This window comes from Streptomyces sp. KLMMK (genome assembly GCF_036961605.1).
Lineage (GTDB): Bacteria > Actinomycetota > Actinomycetes > Streptomycetales > Streptomycetaceae > Streptomyces > Streptomyces telluris.
The window spans coordinates 1-13,002 of the sequence record NZ_JBAMDC010000186.1 but is presented as its reverse complement, the minus strand read 5'-3'; the positions used below and the strand labels follow the sequence as shown (position 1 = coordinate 13,002).

13 protein-coding genes and 1 pseudogene are annotated in these 13,002 nt (G+C 72.0%); 8 read left to right on the top strand and 6 right to left on the bottom strand.

Annotated elements, in window-relative coordinates; genetic code table 11:
• Positions 1-173 precede the first annotated feature (173 nt).
• Positions 174-1,403 carry an MFS transporter gene (locus V7793_RS23330; RefSeq protein WP_336009511.1) on the bottom strand — a complete coding sequence of 410 codons (1,230 nt, stop codon included), beginning with the start codon at positions 1,401-1,403 and terminating at the stop codon, positions 174-176.
• 603 nt (positions 1,404-2,006) lie between these two features.
• Between V7793_RS23330 and V7793_RS23325 the strand changes: the two genes are divergently transcribed.
• Complete coding sequence (locus V7793_RS23325; RefSeq protein ID WP_336009513.1) at positions 2,007-2,261, top strand: type II toxin-antitoxin system Phd/YefM family antitoxin; 255 nt, start codon at positions 2,007-2,009, stop codon at positions 2,259-2,261.
• Positions 2,258-2,509, top strand: a complete 252-nt coding sequence (locus V7793_RS23320) for a type II toxin-antitoxin system RelE family toxin (protein WP_336009510.1) — start codon at positions 2,258-2,260, stop codon at positions 2,507-2,509. The genes V7793_RS23325 and V7793_RS23320 overlap by 4 nt, the downstream gene beginning before the upstream one ends.
• A 96-nt stretch (positions 2,510-2,605) precedes the next feature.
• Here the strand turns inward: V7793_RS23320 and V7793_RS23315 are convergent, their stop codons facing one another.
• Both V7793_RS23315 and V7793_RS23310 read right to left on the bottom strand, forming a co-directional pair.
• Complete coding sequence (locus V7793_RS23315; RefSeq protein WP_073792111.1) at positions 2,606-2,902, bottom strand: MTH1187 family thiamine-binding protein; 297 nt, start codon at positions 2,900-2,902, stop codon at positions 2,606-2,608.
• On the bottom strand, positions 2,899-3,243 hold the full coding sequence (locus tag V7793_RS23310; RefSeq protein WP_336009507.1) for a DUF3817 domain-containing protein: 345 nt from the start codon (positions 3,241-3,243) through the stop codon (positions 2,899-2,901). Before V7793_RS23310 ends, V7793_RS23315 begins: the two co-directional genes overlap by 4 nt.
• 172 nt (positions 3,244-3,415) lie before the next feature.
• On the opposite strand from V7793_RS23310, the gene V7793_RS23305 reads away from it, so the two are divergent.
• The 4 genes from V7793_RS23305 to V7793_RS23290 all read left to right on the top strand — a co-directional run bounded on the left by V7793_RS23305 (position 3,416) and on the right by V7793_RS23290 (position 6,050).
• The gene (locus V7793_RS23305; protein WP_336009505.1) at positions 3,416-4,054 is read left to right on the top strand and encodes an AIM24 family protein; all 639 of its coding nucleotides are present in this window, start codon (positions 3,416-3,418) and stop codon (positions 4,052-4,054) included.
• Positions 4,054-4,704: an AIM24 family protein gene (locus V7793_RS23300; protein ID WP_336009504.1), complete on the top strand. Its 651-nt coding sequence runs from the start codon at positions 4,054-4,056 to the stop codon at positions 4,702-4,704. The genes V7793_RS23305 and V7793_RS23300 overlap by 1 nt, the downstream gene beginning before the upstream one ends.
• Positions 4,701-5,474: an AIM24 family protein gene (locus V7793_RS23295; RefSeq protein WP_336009502.1), complete on the top strand. Its 774-nt coding sequence runs from the start codon at positions 4,701-4,703 to the stop codon at positions 5,472-5,474. Before V7793_RS23300 ends, V7793_RS23295 begins: the two co-directional genes overlap by 4 nt.
• Before the next feature lie 99 nt (positions 5,475-5,573).
• On the top strand, positions 5,574-6,050 hold the full coding sequence (locus tag V7793_RS23290; RefSeq protein ID WP_168094077.1) for a MarR family winged helix-turn-helix transcriptional regulator: 477 nt from the start codon (positions 5,574-5,576) through the stop codon (positions 6,048-6,050).
• 28 nt (positions 6,051-6,078) lie between these two features.
• Here V7793_RS23290 and V7793_RS23285 read toward each other — a convergent pair whose 3' ends face one another.
• The 3 genes from V7793_RS23285 to V7793_RS23275 all read right to left on the bottom strand — a co-directional run bounded on the left by V7793_RS23285 (position 6,079) and on the right by V7793_RS23275 (position 10,312).
• Positions 6,079-7,980 carry a transglycosylase domain-containing protein gene (locus V7793_RS23285; protein WP_336009500.1) on the bottom strand — a complete coding sequence of 634 codons (1,902 nt, stop codon included), beginning with the start codon at positions 7,978-7,980 and terminating at the stop codon, positions 6,079-6,081.
• A 123-nt stretch (positions 7,981-8,103) separates the two neighbouring features.
• Complete coding sequence (meaB, locus tag V7793_RS23280; protein ID WP_179082696.1) at positions 8,104-9,063, bottom strand: methylmalonyl Co-A mutase-associated GTPase MeaB; 960 nt, start codon at positions 9,061-9,063, stop codon at positions 8,104-8,106.
• A 37-nt stretch (positions 9,064-9,100) separates the two neighbouring features.
• Positions 9,101-10,312 carry an acetyl-CoA C-acetyltransferase gene (locus tag V7793_RS23275; protein ID WP_336009497.1) on the bottom strand — a complete coding sequence of 404 codons (1,212 nt, stop codon included), beginning with the start codon at positions 10,310-10,312 and terminating at the stop codon, positions 9,101-9,103.
• Between the two features lie 210 nt (positions 10,313-10,522).
• Between V7793_RS23275 and mce the strand changes: the two genes are divergently transcribed.
• Complete coding sequence (gene mce / locus V7793_RS23270) at positions 10,523-10,963, top strand: methylmalonyl-CoA epimerase (protein ID WP_168094041.1); 441 nt, start codon at positions 10,523-10,525, stop codon at positions 10,961-10,963.
• A gap of 238 nt (positions 10,964-11,201) precedes the next feature.
• Positions 11,202-13,002 (top strand): annotated as a pseudogene (locus V7793_RS23265) (hypothetical protein); the annotation flags it as partial.

Genomic DNA, 13,002 nt, shown 5'->3' with positions numbered 1-13,002 from the left:
GCTCCAGCCCGGGCCGCTCCTCGGCGCCGGCGACGGCCAGCGCCTCGCGTATCGCCTCGGCGACCGCCTGCGTGTCACGCAGCACCACCACCTCGAAGTCGGCGCCGGACCGCTTCGTCCCACCGGTGAACACGTCGAGCATCGCAACTCCCCCTGCAGATCTTGACCGTGGATCACGCCGAGCCTACGACAAGCCGCACGGCGCCCCCGACCACCAGGGTGCCGGTCGCCCCGGCGCCCACCACGACCCAGTGGACGGGCGCGTACTCGGCCGCCGCCCCAGCCAGCGCCATGCCCAGCCCCTGGATCGTCATCGTCCCCGCCGTCTGAAAGGTCATCGCCCGTCCGCGCAGCTCCTCGGGCACCGCGGCGACGAACCACTGGTCGAGCCCGAGCGTGTACGCCGCGCCCAGACCGGCCAGGGCCACGGCGCCGAGCGCCCAGCCGAGGGAGGGCTTCGCCACGTAGAGCAGGAAGGGCAGCAGGAGGACGGACGCCGCGGGCAGCGTGATGCGTTCGCGGGCCCGCGGGCCCAGCAGGGATCCGGCCAGCACCTCTCCGGCGATCGTCCCCACCGGCATCCCGCACATCAGCAGCCCCACCCCGACCGTGCCGGCGCCTATCTCGTCGGCGTACGGCGCCGCGAGGGACTCCGGCGCGACGAGGAAGAACGGCGGCAGCCAGGACAGCAGGAGCAGGGCGCGGGTGCGGCGGTCGGCGAGGAGCTGCCGGGCGCCGGAGAGCGAGGCCCGCAGCACGTCCGCTCCCCCGGACGCCCGGCCCGGGCGCCGCCGCGTCCCGAAGCGCAGGAGCAGCGCGGAGGCGAGGAAACCGGCCACCGTGGAGAGGAGGGCCGTACGCGGGGAGACGGCGGTGAGCAGCACCCCGCCCGCCGCGAAGCCGGCGAGCTGCGCGCCCTGCGTGACGATGCGGATCAGGGAGCGGCCGAGGACGAACAGGTCGCCCTCGCCGAGGACGTCGCCGAGCGTGGCCGATCGCGTCCCGGCGAGGACCGGCCCGATCAGGGCGCTGAAGGCGCGCAGCGCCAGCAGGGCGGCCACCGGGGTGCCCGGCAGCGCCATCACCGCCGCGCCCGCGGCGCAGAGCAGGTTGCACACGACGAGCACACGCCGGGCGGGGTGGCGGTCGGCGACGCCGGCGAGCAGCGTGCCGCCCAGCAGGTAGGGCAGGAACCCGAGCGCGAAGGTCAGAGCCCCCAGCAGCGGCGATCCGGTCAGCCGGTACACGAGGACGGACAGGGCGATCTCGCCGACGACGATGCCGAGCAGGGACAGCAGGTGGGCGGCGAACACGGCCCGGAACTCGCGCACGGCGAGGGCGGCGCGGTAGCCGGCGGGGGCCGGTGCGGCGCCCGCGGAGAGGGGGTCCTGTGCCGTTGACATGCGCGGAAGGGTGCGCAGGTGCGGGGCGCGGGCCCTACTGTTTCGGCTCCAGCCGAAACAGTAGGGCGCCGGCGGGGGCGGCCGGAAAGGTGGCGGGACATGCCGCTGCACATGCGTTTCGAAGCCGGCGACCTGCTGCGCTGCCGGTTCGGGATCTCCCCGCTGTGGGAGACCCACCAGTGCCTCTACACCCTGCTGCGCCCCGAGCGGCACAGCTACCACCTGCCCTGGCTGCGGCGCCGGCGGGAGGTCCTGGCCGGGCTCGACCTGACGGCGCTCTCCCTGCTGATGCCGGGTGGGGGCTACCACCCGGACTTCCTGTGCCCGCCGCCGGAGGGGCCGCTCCAGTCCTTCGCGGACGAGCTGGCCCGCGTACGGGCCACGGACACCGCGGTGGCCCGCCGGGAGCTCGCGAGGTCGCTCGCCTGCACGCCCGGGGCGGCCGGATCGCCGGAGGGCAGGGCGATGCTGGCCGACCCGGCGGGCGCCGTGCGGGAGTTGACCGGGCGGTGGCCCCGCCCGCATACCCCACGCCGCCGGGGCCACCGCTTAACGGCAGAAACCACAGGACACAGTAGGAGCGGGAAGTGTACAGTTCTGCGCATGAGTGACACTCTGCCGATCACCGAAGCGCGCGCCCGCTTCGGAGCTCTGGTTCGCCGCGCCTCGCACGCCCGCGAGCGCATCACCATCACGGACCACGGCCAGCCCGCGGCCGTGCTCATCAACCCCCAGGAGCTCGCCGACATCGAGGACGCCCTCGCGCTTGCCCTCTACCGGGAACGGCTAACCGCTGGCACGGCGGTTGGCATCCCGCATGAGGATGTGCGAATGCGACTTGGCCTGGAGCGTGAGTGACCTTTCAGATCATCTGGGATGAGCCCGCCATCGACGCGGCTGCCCGGTTCCTCAAGGACGACCCCGAAGGACTTCGCCAGCTCTTCACCGCAGTGGACTTGCTGTCCGCCGAACCCCGCCCCACAGAGTCGGTCGAATACGGCTCGCCCGACCTGCGGAGGATGCACGTGGGCAGGTACCGCGTGCTCTACGAGATCGCCGGGGAGTCCGTCACCATCGTGGTGATTCACATCGGCCGCATCGGCTGACGGCACACCAGGCAACGACGAAACGGCCCGGTCCGGAAGCACTGTGTGCTCCCGGACCGGGCCGTTCCCTCGGCCGCGGTCAGCCGTAAGCCGTGGTCAGCCCTCGGAGAGGTAGCGTTCGACCGTTTCCACCTTCGACGTCAGGCCGTCCGTCACGCCCGGGCGGATGTCCGCCTTCAGGACGAGGGAGACCCGGCCCGCGCGGGCCTCGACCGCTGCCACGGCTCGTTTGACGACGTCCATGACCTCGTCCCACTCGCCCTCGACCGACGTGAACATCGCGTCCGTACGGTTCGGCAGGCCGGATTCGCGCACCACGCGCACCGCGTCCGCCACGTACTCGCCGACGTCCTCGCCGACGCCCAGCGGCGACACCGAGAAGGCGACGATCATGCGTTGACCACGCCCTCCTTGCGGGCGCGGGCGGCGATCAGGCTCGCCTCGGCCTCGCGGCGCAGCATCCGGTCGGCGAAGAAGCCGCCCGTCGGCAGGACGGAGAGGACGAAGTAGAGGGCGCCGGTCTTCAGGGACCACTTGGTCTTGTTCCAGGCGTCCAGCCAGAAGATCACGTAGATGACGAAGAGCACGCCGTGGACGGCGCCCATCACCGGTACGGCGTTGAAGTCCGTCGTGCGCTTGAGCACGGAGCAGACGAGCAGCAGCAGGAAGGAAACGGCCTCCGGGGCGGAGACCAGGCGGAGCCGGCGCAGGGCGGAGGCGGTCTTGATGTCCACGGGGGTACGCACCTTCGTGAGTCAGTGGCTGGACAGTGGTGGGACGACTACAGCTTGTGATGGTATTCACAAGCTCGTCCATTGTCGCAGCCCCGTCCCGGATGCCTGGATCCGGGGTCATTCCGGGACCAAGGCCCTGTCGACCGGCGAGTCCGCCCGCTAGCGTCGTCCCGTGGCACAGTTTCGGCTCCAGGGGAGCAAAGTCCTCGCCGTCGACCTGACGGGCGACGCGGTCAAGGCCAAGAACGGCTCGATGGTCGCGTACGAGGGCGACATGAACTTCAAGAAGATGACCGGTGGCGGGGACGGCCTGCGCGGCATGGTCACCCGCCGGCTCACCGGCGAGCAGATGGAAGTGATGGAGGTGAAAGGACACGGCACCTGCTACTTCGCCGACCGGGCGACCGAGATCAACCTCGTCTCCCTGCGCGGCGAGACGCTCCACGTCGAGGCGAGCAACCTCCTCGCGGCCGACGCGGGCCTGCGCACCGGCACCACCTTCACCGGCCTGCGCGGCGCCTCCCAGGGCAACGGCCTGTTCACCACGACCGTCGAGGGCACGGGCCAGGCGGCGATCATGTCCCACGGCACGGCCGTCGTGCTGCGCGTGACCCCGTCCACCCCCCTGCAGGTCGACCCGGGCGCGTACATCGCCCACACCGGCAAGCTCAAGCAGCACTTCCAGTCCGGCGTCAACTTCCGCACGTTCATCGGCGAGGGCTCCGGCGAGGCGTTCCAGATCCGCTTCGAGGGCGAGGGCCTGGTCTACGTGCAGCCGAGCGAGCGCACCACCTTCGGAGGCGACGTCTGATGCCGTTCCGGACCCTGAACTCCCGCATGGTCGAGGCGCAGATCGCCCCCGGCCAGCGCCTCTTCAGCCAGCGCGGCGCCATGCTCGCCTACAAGGGCGACGTCTCCTTCACCCCCAGCATCACCGGCGGCCAGGGCGGCGTGATGGGCATGATCGGCCGCCGCATCGCCAACGAGGCCACTCCGCTGATGACCGTGGAGGGCAGCGGCACGGTGATGTTCGGCCACGGCGGCCACCATGTGCAGGTGATCGAGCTCTCGGGCGAGACCCTCTACGTCGAGGCCGACCGGCTGCTCGCCTTCGACGGCACCCTGCAGCAGGGCACCATGTTCATGGGCTCGCAGGGCGGCGTCATGGGCATGGTCCGCGGCCAGGTCACCGGCCAGGGCCTGTTCACCACGACCCTCAAGGGCCACGGCGCGGTCGCCGTGATGGCCCACGGCGGCGTCATCGAGCTGCCGATCCGGTCCGGGCGGCCCGTCCACGTCGACCCGCAGGCCTATGTCGCCCACCGCGGCGACGTCCGCAGCAAGCTCTCCACCGCCCTCGGCTGGCGCGAGATGGTGGGGCGCGGCTCCGGGGAGGCGTTCCAGCTCGAACTGTCCGGCGAGGGCACGGTCTACGTACAGGCGTCGGAGGAGAAGCTGTGAGCACTGCCAACGGTCCGGTCGTCTTCGACGCGCACACCCTTCCGGCCGACGACAACGTCAACCCGTACGCCTTCAGCGTGGACCTCGACGGCCAGTGGTTCCTGCAGAAGGGGAAGATGATCGCCTACTACGGGAACATCGACTTCCACGGCATCGGGCACGGCCGCCTCGACCGCCTCATCGCCCACAGCTTCCACTCGCCGCTGCACGCCGCGGACTGGGTGGTCGCCGAGGGCAAGGGCAAGATGGTCCTCGCGGACCGCAGCTTCGACGTCAACTCCTACGACCTGGAGGACGGCAACCTGACGGTGCGGTCGGGCAATCTGCTTGCCTTCCAGCCGTCGCTCTCGCTCAAGCAGTCGATCGTCCCCGGCTTCCTCACGCTCATCGGCACGGGCAAGTTCGTCGCGGCCTCCAACGGCCCCGTGGTCTTCGTGGAGCCACCCGTCAGGGTGGACCCCCAGGCCCTCGTCGGCTGGGCCGACTGCCCCTCCCCCTGCCACCACTACGACCACCAGTACCTGCGCGGGGTGCTCGGCGGCGTGCGCGCCTTCACGGGCCTCGGCGGCACCTCGGGCGAGGAGCACCAGTTCGAGTTCGTGGGCGCCGGTACGGTGCTGCTGCAGTCCACGGAGCAGCTGATGGGCGAGATCCCGACCGGTGAGACGCCGCAGCAGGAGGGGGTCCCTCACGCAAGCCCGTCGAATCAGCCAACCACGCCCCGGATGCCGGGCCAGCTCGGCGACCTCCAGCGCCGCTTCGGGCTGTGAGCGGTACTCTGCAGAGTGTGACGTCGAACGTGTGACCTCACATTCCGCACCACAACTAGTTAATCTTTCAACTTTCTTAGGTAGAATTCCTCTATGTCTATGGACACCGAGAACGGCACCCGCTGGCTCAGCGAAGAGGAACAGCGCGCCTGGCGCGCCCACCTGGACGTCAGCCGTCTGCTGATGCACCAGCTCGAACGGGACCTGCAGCCGTTCGGCCTCACCAACAACGACTACGAGATCCTGGTCAACCTCTCGGAGTCCGAGGACCACCGCATGCGGATGAGCGACCTCGCGACCGCCACGCTGCAGTCCAAGAGCCGCCTCTCGCACCAGATCACCCGCATGGAGAACGCGGGGCTGGTCCGGCGCGAGAACTGCGAGTCGGACCGCCGGGGCCTGTACGCCGTCCTCACGGAGCACGGCTGGGACACCATGCGGCAGGTCGCCCCGCACCACGTGGCCTCCGTGCGCGAGCACTTCATCGACCTGCTGGGCGAGGCGGACCTCAAGGCCCTCTACGCCTCCCTGGCCCCGGTCGCCCAGCACCTGCGCTCCCTGCGGGGCCGCGCCTGAGTCCGGCCCGCCCCGCAGGCGAACGCGCTCAGGGGCGGGCCGTGCCCGTGTAGTCCGCCCAGATGCGGGCCGGGAAGGCGTTGCCCCGCCGCCCCTCCTCGCCGCCCAGGTCCGCCATCGGCAGGAGCGGGCCGCCCTCGGGCTTCGTGCGGAAGACCGTCACGGCCGTGGACAGGTTCCCGGACCAGCCGGTGAACCAGGCCGAGTTCAGCCGGTCCTGGTCGCCGGTCCGCCCGGCCGACCAGGAGCCGCCGCCGGGGTCGCGCAGGGCGCGCGCCACTTCGTCCGCCGTGTCCTTGTCCAGGGCCCGCCGCGCCTTGGCCCGGCTCTCGAAGCCGCCCACCGGCGTACCGCCCTTGACGACCTTGGTGACGGAGTAGGGGTCGTTCTGCAGGCCCTCGTTGGCGAAGGTGCCGTACGCCGCGGCCATGCGGATCGCGCTCGGCGTGGACGTGCCGATGGGGAAGGCCTGTTCCAGCTCGGCCATGCTGCTCTTCAGCAGGCCGGCCCGGACGGCCGTGTCCCGGACCTTCTTCAGGCCCACCTCCTTGCCCAGGCGCACGTACGTCGCGTTGCCCCCGCTCGTGAGGGCCTGGCGGAGGGTCGGGTGGTTCTCGTCGGGGCCGGAGTCCTCGGCCGGCTGGAGCTTGCCGTTGTCGTCGTAGTAGCTGCCGGGGTCCACGCCCTCCTGCAGGGCGGCGGCCAGGACGAAGGGCTTGAAGGCCGAGCCCGCCGGGACGCCCGACGTGTCGGCGTTGTTGGCGAAGTGCTTCGTGGCGTCGGGCCCGCCGTAGAGGGCGAGGACGGCGCCGTCCGAGGGCCGCACGGAGGCGGCCCCCGCCTGGACGTCCGTGTCGGAGTCCGGCCGCTCGCGCGGGTCGGTGTCCTTGGCGAGGACGCCGTCGACGGCCTTCTTCAGCCGCTCCATGCGGCTCTTGTCGAAGGTGGTGTGGATCCGGTAGCCGCCGTGGGCCAGGTCCTGCTCGGTGAGCATGGCCCGCTGCCTGATGTCCTTGTTGGCGACGTCGACCAGATAGCCGGCCTGGCCGCCGAGGCCGGTGGACACGGACTGCTTACGGGGTTCGGGGAAGGTGCGGTAAGTGTCGCGCTGCTCCTGGGACATGCGGCCGGTCTTCACCTCCCGGTCCAGGATCCACTTCCAGCGGTCCTCCGCCCGCGCGTGGTTGCTCCGGCTCACCGAGGGGTCGTAGAGCTCGGCCCCCTTCAACAGGGCGGCCAGCATGGCCCCTTGGCTCGGGTCGAGCTTCTTCGCGGGGATGCCGTAGTACGCCTGCGCGGCGGCCTCGATCCCGTACGCCCCGCGCCCGAACCAGCTGGTGTTGAGGTAGCCCTGCAGGACCTCCTGCTTGCTCTTCGTCCGGTCCACCTTCAGCGAGATGACGAACTCCTTGACCTTGCGGGTGGCGGTCTGCTCCTGCGAGAGGTAGGTGTTCTTCACGTACTGCTGGGTGATGGTGGAGCCGCCCTGCGTCTCCTCGCCCCCCGCCGTGCTGGCGAAGGCCCGCAGGATGCCCTTGAACGACACCCCGCGGTCACGGTAGAAGCTCTCGTTCTCGGCGGCTATCACCGCGTTCTGCGTGGACTCCGGCACGTCGGACAGCCGGACGATCGTGCGGTTGACCTCGCCGACGCTCGCCAGCCGCGAACCGTCCGACCAGTAGTACGTGTTGGCCTCCTGGCGGGCCGCGGCGTTCTCGTCGGGGATGTCGACGCTCGCGTAGACGCAGGCGAACAGCCCGGCCGCGCCACCCAGGCCGAGCAGGAAGGTGCCTCCCGCCAGCCGCCACGACGGCAGCCAGCGGCGTACGCCGCGCCTGCCCTGACGGGGGTAGTCGATGAAGCGCTTGCGGGCTGCCCGCCCCTCTGTCCTGCGGCGGCGGGGACGCAGCTTGTGCCGGTTCTTACTCAAGGGCTGATCGCTCTCGACGGAAACGGGGGACGTCTGTAAGACGCCCCCCGACCAAGATCCGTTTCGGCTATTCGTATGAGCGTTCCATGACGGCGCGCGGCTGCCCGGCCGTGCGCCCGGCCGCTATCCCCGTTCGGTCAGGCCCGCGACCAGTTCGTCCGCGGCCGCGTACGGGTCCAGCGAGCCGCCGACGATGCGCTCCGCCAGGGCGGTCAGGCGGCGGTCGCCGTGGAGGTCGGCGATGCGTTCGCGCAGGGCCGTGACGGCGATGGTCTCGACCTCGCGGGCGGCCCGGGCGATGCGGCGGTCCGTCAGGACGCCCCGCTCCTCCATCCAGGCCCGGTGCTTCTCCAGGGCCTCGACCAGCTCGTCCGTGCCCTCGCCGCGCGCGGCCACCGTCTTGACGATCGGGGGCCGCCAGTCGCCCGGGCCCCTGGCCTCGCCCAGCCCGAGCATGTGGTTGAGCTCGCGGGCCGTGGCGTCGGCGCCGTCGCGGTCGGCCTTGTTGACGACGTAGACGTCGCCGATCTCCAGGATGCCCGCCTTCGCCGCCTGGATGCCGTCGCCCATTCCCGGTGCGAGGAGCACCACGCTCGTATCGGCCTGGGAGGCGATCTCCACCTCGGACTGGCCGACGCCGACGGTCTCGACGAGGATCACGTCGCAGCCGGCCGCGTCCAGGACGCGGATGGCCTGCGGGGCGGCCCAGGCCAGGCCGCCCAGATGACCGCGCGTGGCCATGGAACGGATGTACACCCCCGGGTCGGAGGCGTGGTCGGACATCCGTACGCGGTCGCCGAGCAGGGCGCCGCCCGAGAACGGCGAGGACGGGTCGACGGCCAGCACCCCGACCCGCCTGCCCGCCCGGCGGTAGGCGCTGACCAGCGCCGACGTCGACGTCGACTTGCCGACGCCGGGCGAGCCCGTCAGGCCCACGACATACGCGCCGCCGGTCAGCGGCGCCAGGGCGGCCATGACGTCGCGCAGTTGCGGGGACGCCCCCTCCACCAGGGAGATCAGCCGGGCCACGGCGCGCGGCCGGCCTTCGCGGGCCTGCTCCACCAGTGCGGGGACGTCCACCATCAGTGCTCCGTTCTGGGAAACCTCGGGAAGCGTGAGGTCACTTGCCGGGGACGCGGATGATCAGGGCGTCGCCCTGGCCGCCGCCGCCGCACAGGGCCGCCGCGCCGACGCCGCCGCCGCGCCGCTTGAGCTCCAGCGCGAGGTGGAGGACGGTACGGGCGCCGGACATGCCGATCGGGTGCCCGAGCGCGATGGCACCGCCGTTGACGTTCACCTTTTCCGGGGACACGTCGAGGTCCTTGATTGACTGCACGAGGACGGCGGCGAACGCCTCGTTGATCTCGATGAGATCGAGGTCCTCCACGGTCAGGCCCTCGCGGCGCAGCGCGTGCCGGATCGCGTTGGAGGGCTGGGAGTGCAGGGAGTTGTCGGGGCCCGCGACATTGCCGTGGGCGCCGATCTCGGCGATCCACTCCAGGCCCAGCTCCTCGGCCTTGGCCTTGCTCATCACGACGACGGCGGCGGCGCCGTCGGAGATCTGCGAGGAGGTGCCGGCGGTGATCGTGCCGTCCTTGCGGAAGGACGGGCGCAGCCGGCCGAGGACCTCGACGGTGGTGTCGCCGCGGACGCCCTCGTCGTGGGCGAAGACCACCGGGTCGCCCTTGCGCTGCGGGACCTCGACGGGGGTGATCTCGGCCTCGAAGATGCCGTTCTTCTGGGCGGCGGCGGCGCGCTGGTGGGAGCGGGCGCCGATCTCGTCCTGGGCGGCGCGACCGATGCCGAGGCGGGTGTTGTGGTTCTCGGTGGAGGCGCCCATGGCGATGGACTCGAAGGAGTCGGTGAGGCCGTCGTGATCCATCGAGTCGAGCATCTCGATCGCGCCGTACTTGTAGCCCTCACGGGACTTGGGCAGCAGGTGCGGGGCGTTGGTCATGGACTCCTGGCCGCCGGCCACCACGATGTCGAACTCGCCCGCGCGGATGAGCTGGTCGGCCAGCGCGATGGCGTCCAGGCCGGAGAGGCAGACCTTGTTGACGGTCAGCGCGGGGACGTGCATGGGGATGCCGCCCTTGACCGCCGCCTGGCGGGCCGGGATCTGCCCGGCGCCGGCCTGCAGCACCTGACCCATGATCACGTACTGCACCTGGTCGCCGCCGATGCCGGCCCGGTCGAGGGCCGCCTTGATGGCGAAGCCGCCCAGCTCGGCCGCGGAGAAGCTGCGCAGGGATCCGAGCAGCTTGCCCATGGGCGTACGGGCGCCCGCGACGATCACGGAGGTGGTGCTGGTCGAACCGTTCGTACCGGACATGAGGCGCGGCCCCTTCGGGTGATGAGGATGGACGACGGAGCATCCGGCGCTTTCGGCCGGGGGTCCGGGGGTTGCCCCCCGGGGGGTGCAGCACGATGGTTTCCGTCAATGTACTGAGCGGTACCCGCGGGGTCACCGGGCAGCGGGTGTGATCGCAAGCACGTTGCGTACACGTTGCGTGACCAAGCCGTACGGCGGTGCACTGGTTCCATGCTGACGCGTATCGACCACATCGGGATCGCCTGCTTCGACCTCGACCGGACTGTCGAGTTCTACCGTGCCACGTACGGCTTCGAGGTGTTCCACACCGAGGTCAACGAGGAGCAGGGCGTCCGCGAGGCCATGCTCAAAATCAACGAGACGTCCGACGGCGGGGCCTCCTACCTGCAGCTGCTGGAGCCGACGCGGGAGGACTCCGCGGTCGGCAAGTGGCTGGCGAAGAACGGCGAGGGGGTCCATCACATCGCCTTCGGCACGGCGGACGTGGACGGGGACGCGGCGGCCGTCCGCGACAAGGGCGTGCGGGTGCTCTACGACGAGCCGCGGATCGGTTCGATGGGCTCGCGGATCACCTTCCTGCACCCCAAGGACTGCCACGGCGTGCTGACCGAACTGGTCACCTCGGCGCCCCCGGCGGACCGGGAGCACTGACCCTCACCTCCCCCGGCCGGTAGAGTGCGGGTTCGGCCGGGGTCCTGGGGGTGGGGGCCCGGACCGGGCTGTACCGATGATCTGACACCATTTCTTCGGAAGGGCGGGCTCCGGATTCCAACCGATACACGCGGGAACGAGCCGGCCGCCAAGGCGACCAGGGGACGGATGGGACCGCGCAGTGCGGGGCAACGACCGCTACGAGGCTGACGACCACCTCTCGCAATTCGAAGCCGAGATGGAGCGGCTGAAGAAGGAGCGGGAGAAGGCGGTCCAGCACGCCGACGACCTCGGCTACCAGGTCGAGGTGCTGCGCGCCAAGCTCCACGAGGCGCGCCGCAATCTCGCCCACCGCCCGGCGTACGACACCGCCGACATGGGTTACCAGGCGGAGCAGTTGCTCCGCAATGCCCAGATTCAGGCGGATCAGATGCGTACGGACGCCGAGCGCGAGCTGCGCGAGGCCCGGGCGCAGACGCAGCGGCTGCTGCAGGAGCAGGCCGAGCGCCAGGCCCGGATGGAGGCCGAGCTCCACGCGGAGGCCGTCGCGCGCCGCCAGCGCCTGGACGAGGAGCTCAACGAGCGCCGCCAGACCGTCGAGTCGCACGTCAACGAGAACGTGGCCTGGGCCGAGCAGCTGCGTGCGCGCACGGAGTCCCAGGCCCGGCGGCTGCTGGAGGAGTCCCGGGCGGAGGCCGAGCAGGCACTGGCCACGGCCCGCGCCGAGGCCCAGCGCCTGGCCGAGCAGGCCCGCGCCCGCCTCAGCTCCGCGGCCGACGAGGCCCGCGCCGAGGCCGAGGCCCTGCTGCGCCGTGCCCGTACGGACGCCGAGCGGCTGCTGACCGCCGCGTCCGGGCAGGCCCAGGAGGCCACCGACCACGCCGAGCGGCTGCGCGCGTCCGCGAGCACGGAGAGCGACCAGGCCCGTACGGCCGCGGCCGAGCTCACCCGTACCGCCGAGGCCCGCCTGCAGGAAGCCGACGGGGCGCTGCGCGAGGCGCGCGCCGAGGCCGAGAAGCTGGTCGCCGAGGCGAAGGAGAGCGCCGAGCGCCGCCTGTCCGGCGCCGAGTCGGAGAACGAGCAGCGCACCCGCACCGCCCGGGCCGAGGTCGCCCGGCTGGTCAGCGAGGCCACCAAGGACGCCGAGGCGCTGAAGGCCGAGGCCGAGCAGCTGCGCGCGGACGCCGCCGCGGAGGCCGAGCGGCTCGTCGCCGAGGCCGCCGAGAAGGCCCGCAGCGCCGCCGCGGAGGACTCCGCGGCCCAGCTGTCCAAGGCCGCCCGGACGGCCGAGGAGGTCCTGTCCAAGGCCTCCGAGGACGCCCGCGCCACCACGAAGGCCGCGGCCGCCGAGGCGGAGCGGATCCGCAAGGAGGCCGAGGCCGAGGCCGAGCGGCTGCGCGCCCAGGCCGCGGACACCGCCGAGCAGCTCAAGGGCGCGGCGAAGGACGACACCAAGGAGTACCGCGCCAGGACCGTCGAGCTCCAGGAGGAGGCGCGGCGGCTGCGCGGCGAGGCCGAGCAGCTGCGGGCCGACGCCGTCGCCGAGGGCGAGCGGATCCGCGGCGAGGCCCGGCGCGAGGCGCTGCAGCAGATCGAGGAGGCGGCCGGTACCGCCGAGGAGCTGCTGGCCAAGGCCAAGGCCGACGCGGAGGAGACGCGCGGCGGCGCGGCCGCCGAGAGCGAGCGGGTCCGGTCGGAGGCCGCCGAGCGGGCCGCCTCCCTGCGCAAGCAGGCCGAGGAGGCCCTGGAGCGGGCGCGCACCGAGGCCGAGGAGATGGCCGAGGAGGCCGAGGACCACGCCGAGCGCACCCGCAGCGAGGCCGAAGAGGCCGCGCGCAAGCTGCGCGAGGAGGCCGAGAAGGCCGCGGAGGCGCGCCGCGAGGAGGCCGATGCGGAGCTGACCCGGCTGCACGCCGAGGCCGAGCAGCGCGTGGAGTCCGCCGAGGAGGCGCTGCGCGACGCTCGTACGGAGGCCGAGCGGCTGCGCCGCGAGGCCGCCGAGGAGACCGAGCGTCAGCGCACGGAGACCGCGGAGCGGG

Coding starts and splice junctions, on each gene's coding strand:
- V7793_RS23315 (WP_073792111.1), bottom strand. CDS start 2,902: ATGATCGTCGCCTTCTCGGTGTCGCCGCTGGGCGTCGGCGAGGACGTC.
- V7793_RS23275 (WP_336009497.1), bottom strand. CDS start 10,312: ATGTCCGGTACGAACGGTTCGACCAGCACCACCTCCGTGATCGTCGCG.
- meaB (WP_179082696.1), bottom strand. CDS start 9,063: ATGGTGGACGTCCCCGCACTGGTGGAGCAGGCCCGCGAAGGCCGGCCG.
- V7793_RS23290 (WP_168094077.1), top strand. CDS start 5,574: ATGGACACCGAGAACGGCACCCGCTGGCTCAGCGAAGAGGAACAGCGC.
- V7793_RS23325 (WP_336009513.1), top strand. CDS start 2,007: ATGAGTGACACTCTGCCGATCACCGAAGCGCGCGCCCGCTTCGGAGCT.
- mce (WP_168094041.1), top strand. CDS start 10,523: ATGCTGACGCGTATCGACCACATCGGGATCGCCTGCTTCGACCTCGAC.
- V7793_RS23300 (WP_336009504.1), top strand. CDS start 4,054: ATGCCGTTCCGGACCCTGAACTCCCGCATGGTCGAGGCGCAGATCGCC.
- V7793_RS23330 (WP_336009511.1), bottom strand. CDS start 1,403: ATGTCAACGGCACAGGACCCCCTCTCCGCGGGCGCCGCACCGGCCCCC.